Genomic DNA, 22,291 nt, shown 5'->3' with positions numbered 1-22,291 from the left:
TGTCTTCCTAAGACCGCTTGGCCTCCGACTTGTATAAGGCCCCACCTTCGACACCACCCGCATCACCAAAGTCTCATCATCCACCCAAACCGCCCGAATCTTCCCCTCCCCCAAAACCTCCACAGCCTCCGGCCCCCGCGCCGTCAACTGCACCCGCGCCGCCAACTTCTCCTGCCCCAAAGCCCCCGGCTCCACATCCACACAAATGTGGTACGTCCGCTCCTCCTCCCCCCAAGCCCCCGTCGGATACCCCACAGTCCGCACCGCATCCCCGGCCAACCGCGCATCCGTCAGATCCCGCAGCACCGGATCCACCTGCTTCACATACCGAATCACCGCCCCCGCCGGCGTCCACAAACTCAGCTCGACATCCGCAACCCGCTTCGACGCCGCATCCGCCGTGGCATCCCGCACCGCGTCCGGCAACGCCTCCGGCTCCGCGACCAATGCCACAGCCCCCGACAACTGCTCCGACACCAACCGCATCTCGTGGACGTCCCAGTCGTCCCCCAACCCCAGACAGTCCGCCGTGAACAACCCCGCACACGCCCGCGCCGTCATCGCCAACCGCGACGGATGCAGCCCCTCATCCCGCCCGTTGACCACCAGAATCGCATGCCTGACCGGCCCCGCACCCAGCGCGAACATCCGCGCCGCCCGGCTGAGCCACAACCCGATCTCCCGGCCGCCATACGCGGTCAGCCGATTCACAGCAGCCTTCGCAGCCGCCCGCGAAGCCTTCGTCGCCGGCTGCGGCGGACCGTCCTCCGGATAAACAGCCTGACTGTCAGCCCGCCCCGCGATGACCGCGAACCGCGCACCGTCCGGCAGCTCGTCGATACCCGCCCGCAAAGCGGCCTTCACACCCTCCAACCGCCCGGGCTCCGCCAACGACCGCGAACAGTCCGCGATGAACACCACAGTCGGCGGCCCATCCGCCGTAGCCGCCAACGGCTGCTGCTTCACCCTTCCCGACGCACCGCCGGCCACTCCCGCGCCCACTCCCGAGCCCACCCCCGCGCGCACACCAGCCCCCGCCGCCGCAGCTCCACCCCCATAACTCCGATCCGCCCTCCGCGCAGCCGCCACAGCCGCAGCCGCCGCGGCCTCCGCAGACCCCGGCGCCACCGTGGTGGCCACCGAGACCACCGCGTGAACCTCCCGCGCCCCCGCAGCCAAATACTCGTTCTGCGACACCTCGAACCCCGCCCGCACCGCCTTCACAGCCTCAGCCGCGTTAGCCGTCCGCGCACCCCGCACCACCGCGATGTCCCCGTTGATGTCCCCGTTCCGCAACCGCTCGTTGACGAACGCGAAGTGCTCCACCCACTCGACCCCGAGCTGCACATCCTGCGCCGGAGGCCGCGCCCTCCCCGGCGCCTCCACCGTCGGCGGCGGCGTCCAGTCACCGACCAGAGCGAACGCGGCGGCCACATCGGGCCGCGTCGCGGGATCCTTGTCCAGCAACCGCGTGATCAGCGCGGTCAACCGCCCTCCACGCCGCAACGGATCCGGCTGCCCGGCCACCACCGAACCGATGATGTCGGCCCGGAACGCCGGAACCCCCTCCACCGCCTCATACAGCGTGGCGCCCAGCGAGAACATGTCCCCGACCGCGCCCGCGTCCTGCGAGATCACCCGCTCCGGCGCGACATAGCCCGGCGAACCGATGAAAGTCCCGGTCCGGGTCACCCGCTGATCATCGAAACGCACCGCGATGCCGAAGTCTGCGAGCAGAGCGCTCCCATCGGCCGCCAACAGCACATTTCCAGGCTTCACATCACGGTGCACGATCCCCGCCGCATGCGCCGCCGCGAGCGCCCGCAGCAGATCCCGGGCCAGCGCCACCGCGTCGTTCTCGGCCAGCGGTCCGCCGCGCGACAACCGGTCGGCGAGGCTCTCGCCCTTGACCAGCTGCATGACGATCCACGGCGCGCCGGTCTCGATGTGCACGTCGTGCACGGTGACGATGTTCGGGCAGTCCCGCAGCCGCGCCGTGTTACGCGCCTCGCGCGCCGCCCGGGCCACGCGCTCAGCGGCCTGCGGGCCCTTGCCGTCCAACGGCAACAGCACTTGCTTCACCGCGACGTCGACGCCGAGGTGCTGGTCGTAGGCGCGCCACACCTGTCCGAAGGCACCGGAACCGAGCCGGTCCACCAGCCGGTAGCGTCCGCCGATCACCCGCCCTGGCTCGGTCACGCCGAAAAGCCTACGGGGATCCGCGCCCCGGCGCGACGATGATCGGACAGTTCCGGGAAAACCGCCATCAGGCCTTTGTCGGCGTCTCCGTGGCTTCGACCGTCTTGAGGGCCGCCGCAAGCCGGGCCTTGGCCTCCGCGGCCACCGGTCCGAGCTCGGGATTACCGGTGAAACGCACCATGACGTCCGGGTCGAGGGCCTCGACAACCGTCCGTTCGCCATCGGCGCGCACCACCACATTGCACGGCAACAACAAACCGATCGACGGCTCGGCGCTCAGCGCGCGATGGGCCAACGGCGGGTTGCAGGCGCCGAGGATCAGGTAGGGGCCGGTCTCCTCGCCGAGCTTCTCGCGCATCGTCGCCTGGACATCGATCTCGGTGAGGACGCCGAAGCCTTGTTCGCGGAGCGCTTCGCGGACCTGCTCGACCACTTCCGGATGGGGGCGGTCGACGATCACGGCGGTGCCGTAGGAGGCCATGGTTCTGCCTTTCTCGGTGCTCAACTCTCAGTGCTCAACTCTTGCTACTCACCGCTCAGCGCTCAGCGCTCACGCCAGCGAGAGGAACAACTTCTCCATCTGCGCGACACTGGCCGCGCGCTCCTCGGCGTCATCGGAGTCCAGGCACTGCTGAAGCCCACCGGCGATCACCTTGAACCCGGCCCGATCCAGCGCCCGCGACACCGCGGCCAGCTGGGTCACGATCTCGGAGCAGTCACGCCCGGACTCCAGCATCGCGATCACCCCGCGGATCTGACCCTCGGCACGGCGCAGCCGCTTGGTGACGTCGTTGACGGTCTCGGCTTCGACCTGCACGGCTTCGCCTCTCACTCGCTTGGCACGGGACGACGCCAGTATACCCCATGGGGTATTTGCGGATACCCCCCGAGGTATGCATATGATCGCTCCGAAATATACCCCTGGGGGTATTTGACCTCGGAGGAGAAGCTGTGGACCCCTCGAACCCAACCCAGTCGGCTCGCTCGACCAGCCCAAGCAACTCAGCCAGCTCGACCGGCTCAACTGGCTCGACCGGCTCAGCCAGCTCCGACTCGACCCGCCTGACCAACTCGACCAGCCTGCGCGACTCGGCCGCCTCGACCAACTCGCCTGGCTCGACCAACTCGACCGACTCCGACTCAACCCGCCTGACCAACTCGACCAGCCCGCGCGACTCGGCCGCCTCGACCGACTCAGCCAATTCGACTGGCTCAGGCGACTCGACCAACTCGCCTGGCTCGCCTGGCTCGCCTGGCTCGCCTGGCTCGCCTGGCTCGACCGAATCGACCGAATCGACCGACTCGACCCGCTTGACCAACTCGCTCGGCTCGTCTGGCTCGATCTACCCGGCCAATACGGCCCGCTCGACCCGCTCGACCTACTCAGCCGCAGCCGCAGCCGCCCCACCCTCCAGCGCTCCTAGCGCTCTCAGCTCCCCCAAATCCCCCAACTCCCCCACCCACCCCGGCCTCCTCGCCCGCCTGGGCCAAGCCGCCGCCACCCACCTCCGCCTGACCCTGATCCTCTGGGCAACCACCGTCATCGCCCTAGGCGCCCTCGCCCCCCAAGCGCTCAAATCCCTCGCCGGTGCCGGCTGGCAGGCCAATGGCTCGGCCTCCGTCCAGGTCCGGGACCTGGTCGGCGACCACTTCGGCGGTGCTGGGTCGACTGCGCTCCAAGTGGTGGTGAAGGCCGACCGTCCTGTCTCCGACCCTGCGGTGCAGTCCGTCCTCGCCCGGGCCACCGCCCTGCTGCACGCCGACTCCCGCATTGGGCCGATCTTGGCGCCGCAGGCCAGCAGCACCATCAGTGCCGACGGCAAGGCCGCGATCGTGCTGGCCGGCGCCGCCACTGCGGACCCAAACGCCATGGTGCGTGCGGCCGACGATCTCAAGGGGCCGCTTGCCGGGCTGTCCACGTCCGACGTGCAAGTAGCCGCGACCGGGTCGTCGGTCTTGTGGAGTGACTTCAACGCCGCCAACCACGAGGCGATGATGCACTCGGAGTTGATGAGCTGGCCGGTGACGCTTGTCATCCTGGTCCTGGCCTTCGGTTCCCTGGTCGCCGCCGGGCTGCCGTTGCTGCTGACGGTCTCTGGGCTGGCCGCCTCCGCAGGTGCGCTGGTGTTACTCAATCACCTGACACCGGTGTCCATCTGGGCGATGAACTTCGCGATGATGTTCGCGCTCGCGCTCGGCATCGACTACGCGCTGTTCCTGGTGGTCCGCTTCCGCGCGGCGCTGGCCAAACACGGGAACTCGCTGCGCGCGGTCGGCGAGACCATGGACACCGCCGGTAAAGCCGTCGCTCTGTCCGGGGCGACCGTCCTGATCAGCCTGTCCGCGGTGATGCTGGTCCCGGTGCCGGCCTTCCGCTCCATGAGCGCCGGCATCATGCTCGCCGTCGCGTTCGTGCTCGCCGCGACGCTCACGCTGCTGCCCGCCGTGCTGGCGAAGCTCGGCACACGCGTCGACGCCGGACAACTGCCACGACCGCGGTTCCGCAGCGCTCGTACTCAGCGCGCCATTAGTCCAGCATCCACCAGCGCTCCGGCATTCATCAGCACTCCAGCGACCACCAACGGTCCAGCAACCACCAGCAATCCGGCGACCTCCGGCACTCCGGCCACCACCACCAGCAGCCCAGCAACCACCAGCACTTCGACACCCACCACCAGCCCCACCTTCACCGCCTGGGGCGAACGCCTCTGGCGCCACCCCCTCCGCCACGGCCTCCCCGCCCTAGCCCTCCTCCTCGCCCTCGCCGCCCCGCTCCTCGGCCTCCGCACCGCAATGCCCTCGATCACCGTCATCCCCGAGGACGCCTCAGCCCGCGTCGGCTACACCGCCGTGCAGCAATCCTTCGGCCCCGGCATGCCCGGCACGCTCCAGATCATCACCCCCACCGCGCAAGCCGAGGCCGTCCGCTCCACAACCGCCGCGACCCCCGGCATCGCAGCCGTCACCCCGCCCATCCCCGCGGCCGATCACTCCGGCCTCGCCCTCCTCCAAGCAGTCCCAACAGTCGATCCCTCGGATCCGGCTCTCGCCCACACCGTTGATCGGCTCCGCGCCACGCTGCCCGAGCACACCCTGGTCGGCGGCGCGGCAGTTGAAAACCTGGACCTCCAATCCGCGCTGGACGCCAAAACTCCCCTGGTCCTCGCCGTGGTGCTGACGCTCGGCTTCCTGCTGCTCCTCGCCGCCCTGCGCGCACCCCTGATCGCGCTGGTCGGCACCCTCACCGCGCTGCTGTCGACCGCCGCGGCCTTCGGTGTCAGCCGCCTGGTCTTCCAGGACGGCCACGGTTCCGGCCTGCTCGGCTTCACGCCGCAGGGTTTCCTCGATGGTTGGGCCCCGGTGTTCTTCTTCGCGATGGTCTTCGCGATCGCGATGGACTACACGGTTTTCCTACTGGCGGCCGCGAAGGAGCATTACGAGGTGACCGGTGATCCCCGGCGGGCCGTGACGGGGGCGCTCGGCGGTTCCGGGCGTGTGATTTTCGCCGCAGCGGCGGTGATGGTGGCGGTGTTCTTCACGTTCGCGCTCTCCGGACCGCTGCCGCCCAAGGAGATGGGTGTCGTGCTGGGAATCGCGGTCCTGCTGGACGCGGTGCTGGTCCGGCTGGTGCTGCTGCCGGTGTCGTTGCGGTTGCTGGGCCGTGCGGCGTGGGCCTGTCCGGTCTGGCTGGGCCGCCTGCTTCCGGAGGTGAGGTTCGCGCATTGACCCACCCCTTACCGGGGAACATATCCCCGGAATTTGCGTTACCCTCAAAACGGGACCGAGCCCCCGGATGATCCGCGGGATTCCCTCCGGAGACCGGCTCGCTCTCCCATGATCAGCCGCCGCGCGCGAGTACGTACCCCCTCCGCATCTCGCGCGCGGCGGCCTTCGCCGTTATCGTTGAAATCCCTGAAAAGGGGATAAACCGCCCATTTCTTGCGGCTAGGATGGTCCGATCCCGCCCCCGCCCCGACCGTCGCAGGAGGAACCGTGGACGTCGTGGCCGCCCCACGCCGCACGCCCCGCACAACCCGCGCGCCACGCGCACCCCGCGCCGACGCCGTCCGCAACCGGGAACGCATCGTGGCCGCCGCCCGCGACCTGTTCACCGAGGTCGGCTCGCAGGCGCCGATCGACGAGGTGGCCCGCCGGGCCGGCATCGGCAACGCCACCGTCTACCGGCACTTCCCGGACCGCGACGCGCTGGTCCTGGGCGTCATCCAGCACGTGCTGAAGCGCACCGGCGACCAGGCCGAGTCCGCCATCACCGAGGTCGACGACCCGTTCGAGGCGCTGAGCCGGTTCGTGCACGCCTGCGCCGAGGAGCGGATCGGCGCGGTGTGCGTGGTGCTCGACGGCGCCTACGACCCCGGCGAGCCGGAGGTCGCGACGCTGACCGGGCGGCTCAACGGCCTGGTGGAGGCGATGATGGCGCGGGCCCGGGGCGCCGGGACGCTGCGCGCCGACGTCGACCTCGGCGACATCGTCCTGGCCGTCAGCCAGCTCACCCGGCCGCTGCCGGACCTGGCCGGTTACCACCGGGGTCCGCATCGGTACCTTCAGCTGTTCCTGGACGGGCTGCGCGCGCCGGCGCACTCGTCGCTGCCCGCCGACGACACGTGGTGAGGCCGGGTCGGGTCCAGGCAGCCTAAACAGCGCACGAACGGTGCCGCGCGCCCAAAGCACGCGGCACCGTCACTCGAAGCTCAAGCATCAGGAGCAGCGTCAGGAGACAGACACCGACGTGTCGTCGATGACGAACGAGGTCTGGTACTCGTAGTCCTCGGCGCCGGTGAACTTCAGCGTCACGGCCTGACCGGCGTAGGCGGACAGGTCATAGGTGTGCTGGACGTAGCCCGAGGACGCGTTGACGTTGGAGAACGTGGCCAGGGTGCTCAGCACGGTGCCCGAGCTGTTGAGGACCTGGACCTTCAGCGTGTCGTAGGCCTTGGTGGTGCTGGTCTCGGCGGTGTCGGTGTGGAGCCAGAAACCGAAGCGGTAGCCGGCACAGCCGGTCGGCAGGGTCACGGCTTGGGACAGGGTGTCGGTGCGGGCGGCGCCGGTGCCGTCGAGCCAGGCGTCCCAGGAACCGGTGCGGGCGGGCTCGTCGGCGGCGTTGTTGACGACGCCGGAGGAGGCGGTCCAGGGGGCGGCGGCGCCGGTCTCGAAGCCCGGGTTGCCGAGCAGCTGGGCGGCGGTGCAGGAGCCCTGGGACGAGGAAGAAGTAGAGGGAGAAGTGGAGGGGGTCGTGGACGGCGTGCTCGACGGCCGCGTCGTCGGCGTGCTGCTCGAACTCGACGGCGGCGTGGTACCGCCACCGGCCAGCCACGCGGTGGCGTTCAGGGCCAGCTGGGAGTCAGTGCCCTTAGGGTCGTTCCAACCGTTGAAGAGGGACTTGCCGGACTCGCCGGTGCCGTCGTCGATGGTCGAGGAGTCGCCCCAGATCGCGACCCGGCCTGAGCCGAAGGTGCTGGTGGCGAAGAAGGCCCCGGTGGTGCCGCCGGCCGTGGAGCCGGTGGCATAGAGCAGGCCCTTGACGTTCGGGTTGTCCGCCGGGTGCAGCGTCTCGGTGGTGCCGTTGTAGATGACGCTGCCGGTGACGGCGCCGAACGCGCCGTTGAGCACCGGGTTCGACGCGTCGCTGATCGCCCGCGGGGTGTCGCTGACGATGTTCTTCAGGTCCACGCTGAACCCGAACGGGTCGGTGTTGTCCACGGTGTTGTTCGTCATCAGGTCATTGATGATCTTCGGCGAGTCCCAGCCGTCGTTGTTCCGGTCGCTCCCGGTGTGGTCCGAGATCAGGAACAGGCCGCCGCCGTTCTGCACGAACTTCATCAGCGCGGTCTTCTCGGCGGAGCTCAGCACGATGTTCGGCTCGGGCAGCACGAACTCGTCGAAGTTCGCCAGGTCCGTCGCCGCCGACGTGCCATAGGTGATCGTCGATCCGGACGGCAGCGTGTCCAACTGATAATTGCCGGTCTTCTGCAACGCCACACCCCACGACGAGATCGCCCCGGTCCAGTCGGTCTCCGCCGACGGCGACGCGTTCTGCTTGGTGGGATCCGGCATCGAGGTGCTGATGATCCAGTCGGCGTTGCCGGCTGTCTCGGCCTTGGAATCGTCGAACAACACCCGGTGCTTGGCGGTGGCGGCCTGCGCGGGCCCGCCGCCGGCGACGACCAGCGCCCCGGCACCCGCCAGCGCGGCACTCGCGGCGACCGCCACAAAGGCGGCGCCGAATCTGGATCTGAGCAGGACAGAGTCAGTCATGGCTTTGATCTTTCCTTGATGACAGAGGGGACCGTCATCGAGTCTGCGATCAGAACCCTGACCTGTTAAGAGGCACTCGGATGATGATTCGGTAAACTCTGCCGCCCCACGAACCGAAGGCTCCGGCGTCCAGGTGAGCAGCCTTCCAGGATCGGGTCACGGGGGTCCGCCGGTCAAGAGGCTTCTACCCTCGATCACGCAGAGTGAATCAACCCTTTACTCGTTGACCCCGCCCGAGGGCCCTCTATACCTTTGCGCCTGGCGTGACCGGCACGGGGCCGCTCACCTCGAACGGGGGGTTCGTGACGCCGATGGGCGATCTCCAACTGGACCTGGACGGCATCGACACCTTCGCGGTCGCGATGGACACCGTCACCGGCCAACTCGACGGCAGCAACCCCCGCCTCGGCGACGACCACTGGCTGGCCGGCGACAAGGACCTCACCGCCGCCCTCGACGCCTTCACAGCCCGCTGGCGCCAAGCCGCGCCCCTGCTCGACTCCTACGCGAAGCACCTGTCGTCGATGGCCCACGACTGCGTCGCCCGCTTCCGCCAGACGGACCACGGACTGTCGAGCAACGCGCCGCAGGAGCTGCACGCGCACGGCGGCGGGCGGATGTTGCTGGATTGAGGGCATATCCCCAAGTAGTCAATTCGGTTGACCACTTTGGGCAACCCGCCTACCGTCGGCAGTAGTCAATCAGGTTGACCACTCCGAAGGAGCATCATGTCCCGATCTTCGCTTTCCACCCTTGCCGGGGCCCAGGTCTTCGATCTCGAAGGCTTCACGTTCCGGCCGCTCGCCGTGCCGTCGCGGGGCAGTGCCGAGCTGGCGATCTGGGCGCTCGACCTGGCGCCCGGGGCGCAGAGTCAGGTGCACAGCATGGACCGTGAGGAGGTCTTCGTCGTCGTCAGCGGGCGGATAGCCGCGACGGTTGACGGCGAGGAAGTGCTCGCGGGACCCGGCGACGCCATCGTCGTCCCCGCGCATGCCGAGCTGCGGCTGGGCAATGCCAGTGCCGAGGAGGCGGCGCGGGCCACGGCTGCGACCTCGGTCGGCATGCTGGCCACGGTCGGCGAGGCCACGTTCCCGCCCCCGTGGGCGCAGTAGGGCCGAACAGGAGGCCCCGAATACCAGTTCACAGGTTCGTGGGAAACAGCCGGATGCGCGGCACCACGAACTCGACCACGGACCCGACCGACAGCTCCGGTCCGCCACCGACCACGCTCGCGCCGGCCGATCCGCCGACGACCAACTCACCGTCGACGAACTCGACGAGAATCACTCCGCTCCCGACCCGCAACACCACGACCGGGTCACCGATCTCCTCCACGGTGCCCGCCACCCGTACCCGCGTGCCGTCCCCCATCACCTCCAACACGCCCGCGACGACGTCACCGCGCACAGACCACTCCGTCACGTCGTCCGGCACGTCGACCTCGACGTCGACCACATCGCCCACCGAGGGCGGCCTCCCCTCCCAGTAGCCGACCGCGGTGCCGGCGTCGCAGCGGAACTCCACCGCTCCGCCGACGTCGGCCACCCGCGCTATCTCCACCCGCATGGCGTCGCCGCCTCCCTCACCTGTCCGGTCCCACGTTCTGGCACAGCGCCCAGACGGCGAACATCCCGATCCCGATCAGGGCGATCGACCACACCGGATGGAACGGCAGCGACAGGAAGTTCGCGATCACCGAGAAGGATGCCAGCACGATGCCGATCATCCGCGCCAGTGCCGAGCCGGTGAACACCAGGAAGCCCGAGATCAGCACCAGGACGCCCACGACCAGGTGGATCCAGCCCCAGGAACTCTGGCTCCAGCGGAACGAGTAGTCCGCCACCGGGCCGTAGACCTCGTCCCCGTCGATCGCCGAGATCCCTTGCAGCACCGCCAGGATCCCCAGCACGATCATCAGGATCCCGGCCATCAGCGTGCCGATCCGCGCCGCCGTGTCGCCCCGATCGCCCCGATCGTCCGCACTCCGCATGTCCGCCATCGCCCTGCCCCTCTCAGCCAGCCAGGTCGGCGATCGTCGACATTCGCAGCTAATCAGGACGAACAGGTCATCGCATCCGGGGCGCCGCCGAAAGAAGTCCGCCGGCAGTGGCGGCAGCCCGCACCAGCGGCGTGACACAGGTCACGTTCGCACCGCGTCACAGGATCGGCCCGGGCGGCATCTCATGGTCGTTCATGGCCGTTCATGGACGGCCGTGCACGGCCGTCGGCCGTAATCACCACACGATCAGGGATTCGCCATGCGTGCTGCGCTTGAGACTCTTAGGAACGACTTCCAAGGCGACATCATCGAGCCGGAGACCGACGGCTACGAAGCCGCCGCCACCACCGTCCTGGCCACCGGCAGTCCGGCCGTCATCCTGCGGCCCGCCGGGACCGCCGACGTCCAGGCCGCCGTCCGCTTCGCCGCCGCTGCCCGCTCCGCCGCCACCACCGACACCGACACCGCCGCCACCACCGACGCCATCCCCACCCAACTCCCCCTGGCCGTCCGCGGCGGCGGCCACAGCTTCCCCGGCTTCGGCACCAACGACGGCGGCATCGTCATCGACCTCCGCGGGATCGCCGGGATCGAGGTCCTCGACCCCGACCGCGGCCTGGTCCGGATCGGCGGCGGCGCCACCTGGGGCGCGGTCGCGGACGCGCTGGCCCCGCACAAGCTGGCCATTTCCTCCGGCGACACCAAGGGCGTCGGCGTCGGCGGGCTGACGCTCAGCGGCGGGATCGGCTGGAAGGCCCGCAAGTACGGCCTGGCCCTGGACGCGCTGGTCGCCGCCGAGGTGGTCACCGCCGACGGCGAGCTGGTCCGGGCCGACGAGGAGGAGAACGCCGAGCTGTTCTGGGCCCTGCGGGGCGGCGGCGGCAACCTCGGCATCGTGACCGCCTTCGAGTTCCTCGCGCACCGCACCACCGACGTCTTCCACGGCCGGATCGCCTTCCCGGCGGCCGAGGCCGGGGCGGTGCTGCAGGGCTGGGCCGAGTACCTGCGGACCGCGTCGGAGGACCTCACCTCGGTCGTGGCCTTCGCGAACCCCTTCGCCGGCGGCCCCAACGCCCCGGTCGAGGTGTATGCCGTGGTCGACACCGACGACCAGGAGCACGCCGACGAGGTGCTGGCCCCGATCCGGCGGCTGGGCAGCGTGATCGCCGACGAGGTGGCGCTCAAGCCGTACAGGGACGTCCTGGTCGACGGCCTGGTGCCGCCGCCGGGCATCCGGCTGCTGTCCCGCACCGCGTACGTCGAGCGGGAGTCGGTGCCGGAGGTGCTGAAGACCCTCGCCCAGATCGGCGCCGCCGAGGGATCGCCAGTGATCGCCGTGCGCAGCGTCGGCGCCGCGGTGTCGCGGGTGGCCGACGACGCCACCGCCTACGCGCACCGGAGCGCGGAGCTGCTGGTCATCACGACCTCCGCCGGACCGGCGCCGGTCCTGGAGGCCACGGCCCCGCTGCGGGAGGCGATGTGGGCGCGCCTGACACCGCACACCGTCGGTGCCTATGCGAACTTCCAGAGCGGGGTGGCAGAATCCGACGTCTCAGCGGTGTACCCGGAAAAGACGTACGAGCGCGTCGCGGCGGTGAAGCGTGAGTACGACCCCGAGAACCTGTTCCGGGGAAACCACAACGTGAAGCCGTTGTAGGGGCTCGAACACCCGCCAGTCGGACCGCCGTACCCCGCACTGCCCGGGGCACCGCCGCCCCGGGCAGTGCAGTAGACGCCGAGAATGTCGGCGAGTCATATGACGGAAGCCCTGCACCGTCGCCCCCTCTTAGCGTGAATATCGCGCCGAGCCCTCGGCGTTTGTGAGGAGGTCACGACGGTGAACGGTTCAGGGCCGCGGCCAATCGCCGCGCTGTGGGAGTGGCAGGAGTCGGCGGCTTGTCGGGGCATCGACAGCGCGCGCTTCTTCTCGCCGGCCGGAGAGCGCGGAGAAGCTCGGCGACAGCGGGAGCAGATCGCCCGCGCGATCTGCGCGGAGTGCCCGGTGCGCGAGGAGTGTGCGCGATTCGCGCTGTCGATCGGAGAAGAATATGGGATCTGGGGCGGAACGACCGACCAGGAGCGCATCGCGATGCTGAGACGTCCGCGGGCCGGAAGTGCGCGGAGCATCGCCGCGCACCACGTCACCGGCCGCCGCGCCGAGGCGGCCTGATGAGCACCCTCGAACACGCCGACACCGTGGTGCTGATCCACGGGACGTGCGTGAAGCCGCTCAGCTGGGAGCACTGGATGTCCCGGTACACAGCGCGCGGATACTGCGTGATCGCGACCGGCGTGCCGGACGAAGCCAGCACCGACGACTGCCTGTCTCCCCGGGACGCCGGAACGGCGTCGACGATCATCACCTACTACGAGCGGCTCCTGATGACGGTGCCGAAGCCGCCGATCCTGATCGGGCACTGCTTCGGCGGGGAAGTCGTGCAACTGCTCCTGGACCGCGGGTTCGGGGCCGCCGGCGTGGCGATCAGCGCGCCGCCGGCCACGGAGCGGCGGGCCCGGGGATTCGGATTCGCGGCCCGGGTCGGACGGCGGGCCGAGCTGCCGGGCGTCGACTACAGCTCGGGCAACCGGGCGCCGCTGCTGCTGGTGGGAGCTGGACTGGACTTCAACGTGCCGTCCGAGTTGGTGGAGGCCACGGCGCTCCGTTATCAGGAGTCGGACGCGCCGGCCGGATACTTGGAGTACCCCGGGGCGTGCCATCACGCACTGCGCAGCCCCGGCTGGGAGCAGCTCGCCGACGACGTCCTGGACTGGGCAGAGCTCTACGCGGCGCCGGATCGGCTGGCCGCGGCGGGACGGTGGAAGCCGTGACCGGGGTCGTCTTCCAGGAGACACGTCATGCAGCTATCCGGGAACCGACAGCCCGGCCGTGGACCGGCTGAGGCGGCCAGGCTCCTGGAAAGGCGGCCGGCGAACGCGCCGACCGCCTTGTCAGCCCACTTCAGGCTCCATCACGCTTCATCGTCCAAAGCTGCCAACGCCGTCAGCGCGTCCCGCAGTGCCGCGCGCTTGGTGATCCCCAGCTTCGGAAACACCTGATACAGGTGGGCTCCCACCGTCCGATGCGACAGGAACAACCGCTCACCGATCTGCTTGTTCGTCAGCCCCGTCGCGGCCAGCCGCGCGATCTCCAACTCCTGCGGCGACAACGGCATCGTCGTGGCAATCGGCCCCGTCGCCTGCCCCGAGGCCCGCAGCTCCTTCCGGGCCCGCTCCGCCCACGGCACGGCGCCCAACCGGTCGAACGCCTCCAGCGCGGCCGTCAGCGGCTCGCGCGCCTCGCCCTTCGCCGCCGTCCGGCGCAGCCGCTCGCCGAGCGCGAGACGGATCCGCGCCGCCTCGAAGATCCACCGGTCCGCGCCGGGGGCGGCCAGCGCTTCCCGGAACAACGCGATCGCCTCGTCGTCGGGCGCGCACAGGCCCGCGGCCCCGGCCACAAGCATCTGGTAGCGGTCGGAGAGCTGGTCGATCTTCAAGTCCCGCGCCGCCTGCACATGTGCGGCCGCCTGTTCCGCGCGCCCGGTACGCATGGCCGCTTCTACGAGGTCGTAGATGCCCCACAGCGCGTGCGGCGTGTAGCGGGCCAGCGTCCCGGGCGGCGTCAGTGCCGTGGCGTGCTGATACGCCGCCTCGTAGTCGCCGCTGCCCAAGCACACCAGCGTCCGCGCCTGGTAGGCGAACGCCGCCGCCGAGCCCACGCCGCGCAGCGTCGCCCAGCGGATCATCACCTCGGCCAATGCGTTCCCGGCCTCGGACTCGCCGCGCACCGCGTGCAATAGCACCTGGTTGAACTGGAAGTAGTGGTGGAAGAACGGGTATCCGGCCCCGCAGACCACCATCCCCTCTTCGACGAGTTGCTGCGCCTCGTCCCATTCACCGGTGATGAAGTCCTCCATGCACAGGTGCATCAGGGCCCCGAGATGGCGCCGGGGCGGACCGCCGCCTTCGCGGCCGGAGCGCACCACGTCCCACAGCAGGTCGCGGATCTCGCCGACCCGGTCCAGGTAGACGGTCGCGGTGGCGCCCCGGACCAGGGTAATGGAATCAGGGTTCTCCCGCAGGATGCCCCAGACCTCGGGCAGGTCCGGCAGGGCCGCCAGCGCGGTGCGGGCCGGGTCCGGGAACGTCCGGGCCACCAGGCCGAGGACCGGCGGCGGCGCCGGCGTCAGTCTGGCGACCGTGGACAGCAGGGGCTCCCACCAGTCGTCGCGGCCGCTCCACCAGGTCACCAGCAGCAGCGTGTGCAGGGCGTCGATCAGGGCCTTGTTGTCGGCGTCGTAGTCCGGTCCGGCGGCCTCGATCGCGCCGACCAGCAGCCGGTAGACGGTGTCCAGGTCGGCGTCGCTGTTGAGTAGGACGTACACCGCGGCGGCGGCCGCGTAGAGCGGGCCGCTGGTGCCGCCGTCGGGGATCTCGACGCCGAGGACGCCCTGCGCCCGTTTCAGCAGATCCGAGGCCTTGGCCAGGTCGCCGGTCGCCTCGGCGCCGACGTAGGCGGCCTCGGAGAGGCGGCGGCTGCGGTCGCGCACGTCCGGGCTCAGGTCCGCGGCCCGGATCAGGCCGGCCACGGCGCCGATCGTGTCGCCGCGCCGCAGCACCGAGTGCGCGGCCTCCTGCAACAGCTGCGCGACTTCCTCGTCCGGTTCGAAGGCCGCCTCGGCTAGGTGCCAGGCCCGGACCTCCGGCCGGTCGATGCACGCCGCCGCCAAGGCCAGATGCGCGCGCCGGCGGTCGTCGATCGTGGAGACGTCCACGACCGCGGAGCGGATCAGCGGGTGCCGGAAGACGATGCGGCGGGTCGCGGAGTCGACGCGGACCAGGCGGTCCTGCTCGGCCGCGGCGAGCCCGGCCAGCACGCCGGCACCGGGGTCGGAGTCGGGGGCGGGGTCCGGGGCGGGGTCGAAGCCGGAGCGGGAACCGGAACCGGAACCGGAGTCATAGTCCTGGTCCTGATCCTGGTCCGGCGTTATCGCGTGCAGCGCCGCCAACCGCAACACACTGATTTCCGCGCTGTCGGCCAGCGCGGCGAGCAGCAGCAGCCGGCGGCCGGCCTCGGGGAGCGCGGTCACCCGTGTCACGTACAGGGCCCGGGTCCGCTCCCCCAGCGACAGCACCACGGGCAGGTCCTCGGTCGCCGACCGCTGCGGCGCCGTCAGCTCGGCCGGCAGCTCCAGCAGCGCCAGCGGGTTGCCCCGGGCCTCGGCGACGATCCGGGCCCGCACCTTCGCCGCCAGCCCCGGGAACCGCGCCCCGAGCAGCAGGTGCGCGGAGTCGTCGTCCAGCGGCGCCAGCTCGAACTCGACGAGTCCGCGGTCGAGCACGCCCGGCGAGCCGGTCCGGGAGGCGGCCAGGAAGCTGATCGGGCGGCCGGCCAGCCGCCGCGCGACGAAGCCCAGCACGACGGCGCTGGCCCGGTCCAGCCACGGCAGGTCGTCGACGACCAGCAGCACCGGCGCGTCCGCCGCGACCCGCCCCAGCAGCGCCTGCACCGCGTTGACCACCAGCAGCCGGTCCGGGGCCGGACCGGGGCCGAAGCCGAGCGCCACCTCCAGCGCCTGCCGGTACTCCGCGGACAGCTCGTCGAGATGGTCCAGGACCGGCAGGAGGATCTGGTGCAGCGCGGCGTAGGCGACGTCGGCCTCGAACTCGGCGCCGTCGGCGCGCAGCACCCGCGTCCCGGAGTCGGCCGCCGCCGCGGCGACCGCGTCCAGCAGCGTGGTCTTGCCGACCCCGGCCTCGCCGACGATCTGCGTGCCGTGGCGGGTGCCGGGGCCGAGGAGTTCGCGCAGGCGTCGCACGTCGTGGGTGCGGCCGACGATGGGCGAGGCGGCGCCCGACGACCGGCTGTCCTCCATCGACTTCGCGCCTCGCTTCGCTCGCGTGATCCGGCTGCCGATCTTCATCGTGCAGTACGGATCCGAGAATAACCAGGAGCCGTGGTCAGCGATTGTCGCGGAGAGTGACCGGCGGCGCCGGGGCAAACGGGGCAGCGGCAGTCGGATGACCGATATCGCGTCGCGAGCAGGGCGGCCAGGGTGAAAAGCGTGGCGCCGGAACGCGGCGCCCGCCGTTGCCGACTCGGGGACCGCTATGCCCAACATCACAGCCGCTCACGACCACGCCGCGCCGGCCGTCCTGCACGTCGAGGACCACGGGACCGGCCGCCCGGTCGTGCTGGTCCACGGCTATCCCCTCGACGCGCGGTTCTGGGAGCGGCAGATCCCGGCGCTGGTGGCGGCCGGGCACCGGGCCGTCGCCCACGACCGGCGCGGCTTCGGCCGGTCGACGGCGTCCGTGGACGGTGCCGATTTCGACACGTTCGCCGCCGATCTGGACGCAGTGCTCACCACCCTGGACCTGACCGACGCGGTCCTGGTCGGCTACGCGATGGGCAGCGGGGAGGTGGTCCGCTATCTGCGGAACTACGGTTCGGCACGCGTCAGCGGTGCGGTGCTGCTCGCGCCGCTGCCACCGTTCCTGCTGCGGACCGAACAGTCGCCGAACGGGATGGACCTCGCCTACTTCGACCTGAAGATCGCCGAGGCCCGGGCGGACCCGGTCGGCTTCCTCACGGCGCTGGTCGGCGACATGTTCGCGGGCTCGGGGAGCGGGACAGGGGCCGAGACGGAGACCGAGACAGGAGCCGAGACGGAGGCCGCGATCAAGACCTGGACCCCGGTGGCCACCGCGCTGCCGGCCCGCACCTGCGCCGCGGCGATCCCGACCTGGATCACCGACTTCCGCGAGGACGTGGCCGCGCTGGCCGCCCTCGGCCTGCCGACGCTGATCATGCACGGCACGGAGGACCGCGTCCTGCCGATCGAGGCCACCAGCCGTCCGTTGCACGAGCTGCTGCCCGACGCCGGCTACAGCGAGGTGGAGGGAGCGCCGCACGGGCTGGTGTGGACGCACGCCGACACCGTGAATGGCGCGCTGATCCGCTTTCTGGCCCATTAACAGCGGCTGAACGCCATGTCGCACGATTCGCCTTGATCAGTGCGGCCGGGCGCCGGAGACTGGAGGACGAGCCGACGACGTGCAGCGTCGGCCTCACCAGCCGTAACCGGCACGAGGTTGGGGATCAGCCCATGTACATCGAGACGGTCCGCTTCATCGTCCCGCCGAGCGGGGCCGACGCTTTCGAGGCCGTGGTCCGCGGCGGCGTCGTCAACCTGCTGGAACGCAACAACCAGTGCTTCGCCTACGAGCTGGCGCGCGGAGTCGGGGACCCGGCGACGTACGTGCTGCGCATCGAGTGGACGGAGGACTCCGACCGGATCGGCGGGGTCCGCGACGGCGAGCATCTGGCGCCGCTGCTGCGCGAGGTGCGGCCGTACATCCTGAGCGTTGTCGAGGCGTACATCACGGAGACGACGGCCGTGCGCGGCGACGGCGGCGCCATCCTCGGGCTGGGGCTGCCCTGATCGGGGCCGGCGATGAGGTCGCCGATGGCGATGAGTTTCGGGTCCCTGAACCGTCTGAGCCTTTGACGACCCCGACGGGAAAGGACCACTCCACCATGACCAGCTTCGTCACCTCCGTGGACGGTACTCGCATCGCCTACAGCAAGTCCGGCAGCGGGCCCGCCGTCATCGTCGTCGACGGCGCGCTGTGCCACCGGGCCTTCGGCCCCGCCGGCGGCGTCGCCGAGAGCCTGGACTCCGACTACACGGTCTACACGTACGACCGCCGGGGTCGCGGCGAGAGCGGCGACGCCGACACCTACGCCCCGGAGCGCGAGGTCGAGGACATCGCCGCGCTGATCGAGGCGACGGGCGGCGTCGCGGGCCTGGTCGGCTTCTCCTCCGGCGGCGCCCTGGCCCTGCTGGCCGCCGCCGCGAACATCGGGGTGGCGAAGGTCGTCGCCTACGAGGCCCCCTACACCACCCAGGACTGGCACCGCGCCGCCGGCCTGAAGTACACCGCAGACCTGCACCAAGCCCTGGACGAGGGCCGCCCGGACGACATGCCCGCGCTGTTCATGCTGCTCGTCGGCATGCCGGCCGAGCAGGTCGCCGGCATGCGCCAGTCGCCGGTGTGGCCGGCGTTCACGGCGATCGCGAAGACGCTCACGTACGACAACGCGGTGCTGGGCTACGAGAACGGCGGCGCGGTCCCGACCGACGTCTGCGCCTCGATCACCGTGCCGGTACTGGCCCTGGACGGCGCGGACAGCCCGGCCCAGCTGCGCGATCCCGCCGCGCTGATCGCCGAGGCCAGCCCGCGCGGCCGACGCCAGTCGCTGCCGGGCCAGACGCACGCAGTCGACCCGAAGGCGGTCGGGCCGGTGCTGGCCGAGTTCTTCGCCTAGTTGTCCTGTCCGGTGAGGCTGTGCTCGCTGCACAAGCACGCGACACCGGTCTCGATCCACTCGCGGCCGGCCCAGTCGGGATGCCGCTCGATCAACACCGCGCGCACCTCTTCGATGATCGTGTCCTGATTCATCGCCGAGTCGCGGCGCTTCCAGGTCTCGTCGCGCAGTTCGCGCAAGTAGGCCAGGACCCCTTCCAGCACCTCGGGGCCGCCGACGTCGCCGTGGCCGGGCACCACCACGCGTGGTGCGGACGCCGCCAGCGCGGCCATGACCTCGATCCAACGCAGACCACTGACGTCGGTGTCGTGGGGCGGGAACCAGGGGAAGATCGCGAACTGGCCGGTCTCGGCGAGGTCGCCGGTGAACAGCAGCCCGGCGTCGGACACGGTGACCACCTGGTCGCCCTTGCTGTGGGCGCGGCCGACGGCGCGGAGCTGAACGATGCGGCCGCCGAGGTCGAGGTCGTGGGTCTGGTCGTAGACGACGTCGGGAGTGGGGATCTCGGCATCGGCGAGCCGTTCGGCGACGGTCGGAGCCAGACCGCGGAACATCGCGAGGTAGCCGGCGCCCTTGTGGTCCAGATCCTCGGCCTGCGCCCGGTTCACCAGATACGTGGCCTCGCCCGCGAAGACGTGCGCGCCGAACGCGTGCTCCGGATGGAAGTGGGTCGAGGTCAGATACAGCTTGCGGCCCTTGGCGTATTCGCGAGCGAAGGCCAGGACCTCCTCGGCGTTCTCGGTGCCCAGACCGGTGTCGACGACCAGCACGGAATGGCTGCCGCCGATGACGCCGATGTTCGGCACCAGCTGGACATTGTGGTTGGGGACCACCACCAGGTCGCGCGCCAGTTCTTCGGCGCCGGCGGTGCGCACCTCGGGATCGGGCAACTGGAACTCGGCCATGGGAGGCTCCTTGGGGAGAGGTTTCGGAGGTCAGGCATCGGGGGCGGCGTCGAGCCGACCCACCCAGTCCACCCTCCCCGCACAGCCACCGTCCAATACCCGTTGAGCACTCGCGATACCGCCCGGGTATCGTGACCGGACGATGGACTTGCGACTCTTGCGCTACTTCGTGGCCGTCGCCGAGGAACGGCACTTCGGCCGGGCCGCCGCGCGCCTGCATATGACCCAGCCGCCGCTGACGCGTGCCGTTCAGCGGCTGGAGGCGGACCTCGGGGCCGTGCTGCTGGACCGTACTCCCGCCGGGGTCGTGCTCACCACGGCCGGGGCCGCGCTCTACGACGAGGCGTTGGCGCTGCTGGCGCATGCCGACCGGATTCCGGCGCGGGTCGCCGCCGCGGCGGGGAGCGGGCTGACCGTCGGGACGCTCGGGGACAGCATCGAGCGGGTGGGGAGCGCGGCAGGGAGTGCGGCGGGGCCGGGTTCGCTGGCGGTCGCGTTCCGGCGGCGGCATCCGGGGGTCGCGGTGCGCGTCGTGGAGGTCGATTTCACCGACCCGACCGCGGGGCTGCGCGCCGGGATGGTCGACGTCGCGGTGACCCGGGGCCCGTTCGACCGGACCGGGATCAGCACCCGGCTGATCCGGTCCGAACCGGTCGGGGTCGTGCTCCGGTCCGACGATCCCTTGGCCGGCCGCGCAGAGCTGCGCGCGGCCGACCTCGCCGACCGGCGCTGGTTCCGCTTCCCCGAGGGCACGGACGCGCTGTGGAGCAGCTACTGGAGTCTCGGGACCCAGGAGGGGCCGGTGGTGCGGACGGTGCACGAGTGCATCCGCGCGGTGCTGTGGGACGGAATCGTCGGGCTGGCGCCGTTCGGGGGCGCGCCGGGCCCGGACGGCCACATCGCCGGACCGGCCGAGGGCCTGACGATCGTCCCGCTGCTCGACATGGCCCCGAGCCCGCTGCTGGTGGCCTGGCGCAGCGGGGACGCCAACCCGCTGCTCCGGTCGTTCGTCGAGCTGGCTGTGGGGTGAACACCGCCGCCGGCCACCCGAACGCGCCGGCGGGCCGGCGCCCCGGCTCAGAACAACAGCACCAGACCCAGCCCGGCCCCCGCCGCCGCCATCCCCGCCGCCAGGCTGATCATGACGTTCGCCGACGCCTCCATGATCGAACCCTCCTCCACGAGCCGCATGGTCTCGTAGGAGAACGTGGAGAAGGTCGTGTAGGCGCCGCAGAAACCGCTGCCGAGCATCAGGAACACCGGCTTCGGCAGCCCGTGGTGCGCGGCAAGCCCGGTCAGCAGGCCGAGCAGGAAGGCGCCGCTGATGTTGATGACCATGGTGCCCAGCGGCAGCGCGGAGGCCCGGCGACCGGCGACCGCCTTGTCCAGCAGGTAGCGGGCCGGGGCGCCGACCGCGGAGGCGGCCGAGACGGCAAGCAGGGTGATCATGAGCGCCCCCAGAGATGCCGACGGTGCTTGGCGTCCTCGCCGGAGCCGGGGGCCGCGCCGCCGCCCGGACCTTCGTCGGGCTCGGGCTCCGGTTCGTGCTCGTGCTCGCGCTCCGGCTCCGGCTCGCGGCCGACGTACTTGATGACCTCGACGTCGTCGATGATCACCAGCCCTTCGCCGATCAGCTCGTCGAGCTGCGGCAGGAAGGCCTCGATCTTCGCGGCGGCGTCCACGATGATCACTACCAGCGGCAGGTCCTCGGACAGCGACAGGATGCGCGTGGTGTGGATCCGCGAGGTGGCGCCGTAGCCCTCGATGCCGCGGAACACGCTGGCCCCGGCCAGGCCGGCGTCCCGGGCCCGGGCCACGATCTCGTGGTAGAGCGGCGCGTGGCGGTACTGGTCGGACTCGCCGATGAAGATCGACAGCCGACGGGAGGGGCCGGACAGCTTCATCGTCGTCCTCCGATCGTCTCGGGCGTCCCGGACCCGGACTCGGACCCGGACCCAGCCCCGGCCTGGGCCTCCGCACCCGCCGCTCGCGACGCGTACCGCCGCCTGCCACGCGCGGCGATGCCCCGGCCCAGGCTCAGGCCCAGGCTGGTGGCCGCGACACCGGCGGCCAGGCTGATCAGCAGGTTCGCCGCCGCCGGGCCCCAGGCCCCGGCCGCGATCAGCCGGTCGGTGTCGACCATCCAGGTGGAGAACGTGGTGTAGGCGCCGAGGAAGCCGACGCAGAAGAACGGCCGGACGTACGTCGTCGGCGGCCAGATGTCCAGGATGAACACCAGTAGCAGCGCCAGTACGAAGGAGCCCGTCACGTTGATCGTGAACGTGGTGGCCGGGAAGGTGTGCGGCGCGGTCGGGAACGCCAGGCCCAGGCCGTAGCGGGTCGGGCCGCCCAGCGCGCCGCCGGCCGCGATGGCCGCGACCACGCGCTGCGAACCGCGTGGACGGGAGCCCGCGGGAGGCGGCGTGGAGGTCGATGCGGAGGTCGATGCGGAGTCCGGCGTGGGTCCGGGAGGGAGGTCCGGATCGGTCGGCAGTTCGTCGCCGGGGACCACTTCACCGTTCCGATTCACGGGCGCTGCTCCTACTCGTCGTCCGACGCCGCCTCCAGGGCAGCGTCAATCACCAT

General features: G+C 70.9%; 20 protein-coding genes and 1 pseudogene. 11 read left to right on the top strand and 10 right to left on the bottom strand.

Annotated features, from left to right (window positions below; translation table 11 throughout):
• Nucleotides 1-2,266: 2,266 nt before the first annotated feature.
• Complete coding sequence (locus ABD481_RS10935) at nucleotides 2,267-2,680, bottom strand: DUF302 domain-containing protein (RefSeq protein ID WP_344665460.1); 414 nt, start codon at nucleotides 2,678-2,680, stop codon at nucleotides 2,267-2,269.
• A 69-nt stretch (nucleotides 2,681-2,749) separates the two neighbouring features.
• Complete coding sequence (locus ABD481_RS10930; RefSeq protein ID WP_344665459.1) at nucleotides 2,750-3,016, bottom strand: metal-sensitive transcriptional regulator; 267 nt, start codon at nucleotides 3,014-3,016, stop codon at nucleotides 2,750-2,752.
• A gap of 665 nt (nucleotides 3,017-3,681) precedes the next feature.
• Between ABD481_RS10930 and ABD481_RS10925 the strand changes: the two genes are divergently transcribed.
• Both ABD481_RS10925 and ABD481_RS10920 read left to right on the top strand, forming a co-directional pair.
• Nucleotides 3,682-5,925 (top strand): MMPL family transporter, encoded by a 2,244-nt coding sequence (locus ABD481_RS10925; protein WP_344665468.1) that lies wholly within the window; start codon nucleotides 3,682-3,684, stop codon nucleotides 5,923-5,925.
• A gap of 267 nt (nucleotides 5,926-6,192) precedes the next feature.
• Nucleotides 6,193-6,828 (top strand): TetR/AcrR family transcriptional regulator, encoded by a 636-nt coding sequence (locus ABD481_RS10920; RefSeq protein WP_344665458.1) that lies wholly within the window; start codon nucleotides 6,193-6,195, stop codon nucleotides 6,826-6,828.
• A gap of 99 nt (nucleotides 6,829-6,927) precedes the next feature.
• Here ABD481_RS10920 and ABD481_RS10915 read toward each other — a convergent pair whose 3' ends face one another.
• Nucleotides 6,928-8,472 (bottom strand): hydrolase, encoded by a 1,545-nt coding sequence (locus tag ABD481_RS10915; protein WP_344665457.1) that lies wholly within the window; start codon nucleotides 8,470-8,472, stop codon nucleotides 6,928-6,930.
• Nucleotides 8,473-8,735: 263 nt separating this feature from the next.
• Between ABD481_RS10915 and ABD481_RS10910 the strand changes: the two genes are divergently transcribed.
• Nucleotides 8,736-9,104 (top strand): hypothetical protein, encoded by a 369-nt coding sequence (locus ABD481_RS10910; RefSeq protein WP_344665456.1) that lies wholly within the window; start codon nucleotides 8,736-8,738, stop codon nucleotides 9,102-9,104.
• 96 nt (nucleotides 9,105-9,200) lie between these two features.
• A complete protein-coding gene (locus ABD481_RS10905) occupies nucleotides 9,201-9,584 on the top strand; it encodes a cupin domain-containing protein (RefSeq protein ID WP_344665455.1) in 384 nt (127 codons plus the stop codon).
• A 28-nt stretch (nucleotides 9,585-9,612) separates the two neighbouring features.
• Here ABD481_RS10905 and ABD481_RS10900 read toward each other — a convergent pair whose 3' ends face one another.
• Both ABD481_RS10900 and ABD481_RS10895 read right to left on the bottom strand, forming a co-directional pair.
• Entirely contained in the window at nucleotides 9,613-10,038 is a 426-nt protein-coding gene (locus ABD481_RS10900; protein ID WP_344665454.1) for a hypothetical protein, read from the bottom strand.
• Nucleotides 10,039-10,054: 16 nt separating this feature from the next.
• Complete coding sequence (locus ABD481_RS10895) at nucleotides 10,055-10,471, bottom strand: DUF7144 family membrane protein (RefSeq protein WP_344665453.1); 417 nt, start codon at nucleotides 10,469-10,471, stop codon at nucleotides 10,055-10,057.
• 259 nt (nucleotides 10,472-10,730) lie between these two features.
• On the opposite strand from ABD481_RS10895, the gene ABD481_RS10890 reads away from it, so the two are divergent.
• The 3 genes from ABD481_RS10890 (at nucleotide 10,731) to ABD481_RS10880 (ending at nucleotide 13,300) form a co-directional block, all read left to right on the top strand.
• Nucleotides 10,731-12,128 carry an FAD-binding oxidoreductase gene (locus ABD481_RS10890; RefSeq protein ID WP_344665452.1) on the top strand — a complete coding sequence of 466 codons (1,398 nt, stop codon included), beginning with the start codon at nucleotides 10,731-10,733 and terminating at the stop codon, nucleotides 12,126-12,128.
• A 180-nt stretch (nucleotides 12,129-12,308) separates the two neighbouring features.
• Entirely contained in the window at nucleotides 12,309-12,641 is a 333-nt protein-coding gene (locus tag ABD481_RS10885) for a WhiB family transcriptional regulator (RefSeq protein WP_344665451.1), read from the top strand.
• Nucleotides 12,641-13,300 carry an alpha/beta hydrolase gene (locus tag ABD481_RS10880; protein ID WP_344665450.1) on the top strand — a complete coding sequence of 220 codons (660 nt, stop codon included), beginning with the start codon at nucleotides 12,641-12,643 and terminating at the stop codon, nucleotides 13,298-13,300. Before ABD481_RS10885 ends, ABD481_RS10880 begins: the two co-directional genes overlap by 1 nt.
• Before the next feature lie 140 nt (nucleotides 13,301-13,440).
• Here the strand turns inward: ABD481_RS10880 and ABD481_RS10875 are convergent, their stop codons facing one another.
• The gene (locus ABD481_RS10875; protein ID WP_344665449.1) at nucleotides 13,441-16,344 is read right to left on the bottom strand and encodes an AAA family ATPase; all 2,904 of its coding nucleotides are present in this window, start codon (nucleotides 16,342-16,344) and stop codon (nucleotides 13,441-13,443) included.
• A 235-nt stretch (nucleotides 16,345-16,579) separates the two neighbouring features.
• On the opposite strand from ABD481_RS10875, the gene ABD481_RS10870 reads away from it, so the two are divergent.
• From ABD481_RS10870 to ABD481_RS10860, 3 genes are all read left to right on the top strand, one after another.
• Entirely contained in the window at nucleotides 16,580-17,446 is an 867-nt protein-coding gene (locus tag ABD481_RS10870) for an alpha/beta fold hydrolase (protein ID WP_344665448.1), read from the top strand.
• A 131-nt stretch (nucleotides 17,447-17,577) separates the two neighbouring features.
• On the top strand, nucleotides 17,578-17,913 hold the full coding sequence (locus ABD481_RS10865; RefSeq protein ID WP_344665447.1) for a putative quinol monooxygenase: 336 nt from the start codon (nucleotides 17,578-17,580) through the stop codon (nucleotides 17,911-17,913).
• Nucleotides 17,914-18,008: 95 nt separating this feature from the next.
• Nucleotides 18,009-18,800 carry an alpha/beta fold hydrolase gene (locus ABD481_RS10860; protein ID WP_344665446.1) on the top strand — a complete coding sequence of 264 codons (792 nt, stop codon included), beginning with the start codon at nucleotides 18,009-18,011 and terminating at the stop codon, nucleotides 18,798-18,800.
• Here the strand turns inward: ABD481_RS10860 and ABD481_RS10855 are convergent.
• Nucleotides 18,797-19,705 (bottom strand): MBL fold metallo-hydrolase, encoded by a 909-nt coding sequence (locus ABD481_RS10855; RefSeq protein ID WP_344665445.1) that lies wholly within the window; start codon nucleotides 19,703-19,705, stop codon nucleotides 18,797-18,799. The two genes, ABD481_RS10860 and ABD481_RS10855, sit on opposite strands and share 4 nt — an antisense overlap.
• A gap of 142 nt (nucleotides 19,706-19,847) precedes the next feature.
• Between ABD481_RS10855 and ABD481_RS10850 the strand changes: the two genes are divergently transcribed.
• Nucleotides 19,848-20,735 carry a LysR family transcriptional regulator gene (locus ABD481_RS10850; RefSeq protein WP_344665444.1) on the top strand — a complete coding sequence of 296 codons (888 nt, stop codon included), beginning with the start codon at nucleotides 19,848-19,850 and terminating at the stop codon, nucleotides 20,733-20,735.
• 47 nt (nucleotides 20,736-20,782) lie between these two features.
• Here the strand turns inward: ABD481_RS10850 and crcB are convergent, their stop codons facing one another.
• The 3 genes and pseudogenes from crcB to ABD481_RS10835 form a co-directional block, all read right to left on the bottom strand.
• On the bottom strand, nucleotides 20,783-21,154 hold the full coding sequence (crcB, locus tag ABD481_RS10845; protein ID WP_344665443.1) for a fluoride efflux transporter CrcB: 372 nt from the start codon (nucleotides 21,152-21,154) through the stop codon (nucleotides 20,783-20,785).
• Between the two features lie 116 nt (nucleotides 21,155-21,270).
• A pseudogene (locus ABD481_RS10840) lies at nucleotides 21,271-21,609 on the bottom strand (DUF190 domain-containing protein); the annotation flags it as partial.
• Entirely contained in the window at nucleotides 21,606-22,235 is a 630-nt protein-coding gene (locus ABD481_RS10835) for a fluoride efflux transporter FluC (protein ID WP_344665441.1), read from the bottom strand. The gene ABD481_RS10835 and the pseudogene ABD481_RS10840, both read right to left, overlap by 4 nt.
• Nucleotides 22,236-22,291: the final 56 nt, after the last annotated feature.

The organism is Catenulispora yoronensis, from assembly GCF_039531695.1.
In the GTDB taxonomy this organism is placed as follows: domain Bacteria; phylum Actinomycetota; class Actinomycetes; order Streptomycetales; family Catenulisporaceae; genus Catenulispora; species Catenulispora yoronensis.
This window is presented reverse-complemented; position numbering and strand designations above follow the sequence as displayed.

Coding starts and splice junctions, on each gene's coding strand:
- ABD481_RS10875 (WP_344665449.1), bottom strand. CDS start 16,344: ATGGAGGACAGCCGGTCGTCGGGCGCCGCCTCGCCCATCGTCGGCCGC.
- ABD481_RS10900 (WP_344665454.1), bottom strand. CDS start 10,038: ATGCGGGTGGAGATAGCGCGGGTGGCCGACGTCGGCGGAGCGGTGGAG.
- crcB (WP_344665443.1), bottom strand. CDS start 21,154: ATGATCACCCTGCTTGCCGTCTCGGCCGCCTCCGCGGTCGGCGCCCCG.
- ABD481_RS10870 (WP_344665448.1), top strand. CDS start 16,580: ATGCCCAACATCACAGCCGCTCACGACCACGCCGCGCCGGCCGTCCTG.
- ABD481_RS10895 (WP_344665453.1), bottom strand. CDS start 10,471: ATGGCGGACATGCGGAGTGCGGACGATCGGGGCGATCGGGGCGACACG.
- ABD481_RS10850 (WP_344665444.1), top strand. CDS start 19,848: ATGGACTTGCGACTCTTGCGCTACTTCGTGGCCGTCGCCGAGGAACGG.
- ABD481_RS10860 (WP_344665446.1), top strand. CDS start 18,009: ATGACCAGCTTCGTCACCTCCGTGGACGGTACTCGCATCGCCTACAGC.
- ABD481_RS10865 (WP_344665447.1), top strand. CDS start 17,578: ATGTACATCGAGACGGTCCGCTTCATCGTCCCGCCGAGCGGGGCCGAC.
- ABD481_RS10935 (WP_344665460.1), bottom strand. CDS start 2,680: ATGGCCTCCTACGGCACCGCCGTGATCGTCGACCGCCCCCATCCGGAA.
- ABD481_RS10855 (WP_344665445.1), bottom strand. CDS start 19,705: ATGGCCGAGTTCCAGTTGCCCGATCCCGAGGTGCGCACCGCCGGCGCC.
- ABD481_RS10905 (WP_344665455.1), top strand. CDS start 9,201: ATGTCCCGATCTTCGCTTTCCACCCTTGCCGGGGCCCAGGTCTTCGAT.
- ABD481_RS10880 (WP_344665450.1), top strand. CDS start 12,641: ATGAGCACCCTCGAACACGCCGACACCGTGGTGCTGATCCACGGGACG.
- ABD481_RS10915 (WP_344665457.1), bottom strand. CDS start 8,472: ATGACTGACTCTGTCCTGCTCAGATCCAGATTCGGCGCCGCCTTTGTG.
- ABD481_RS10890 (WP_344665452.1), top strand. CDS start 10,731: ATGCGTGCTGCGCTTGAGACTCTTAGGAACGACTTCCAAGGCGACATC.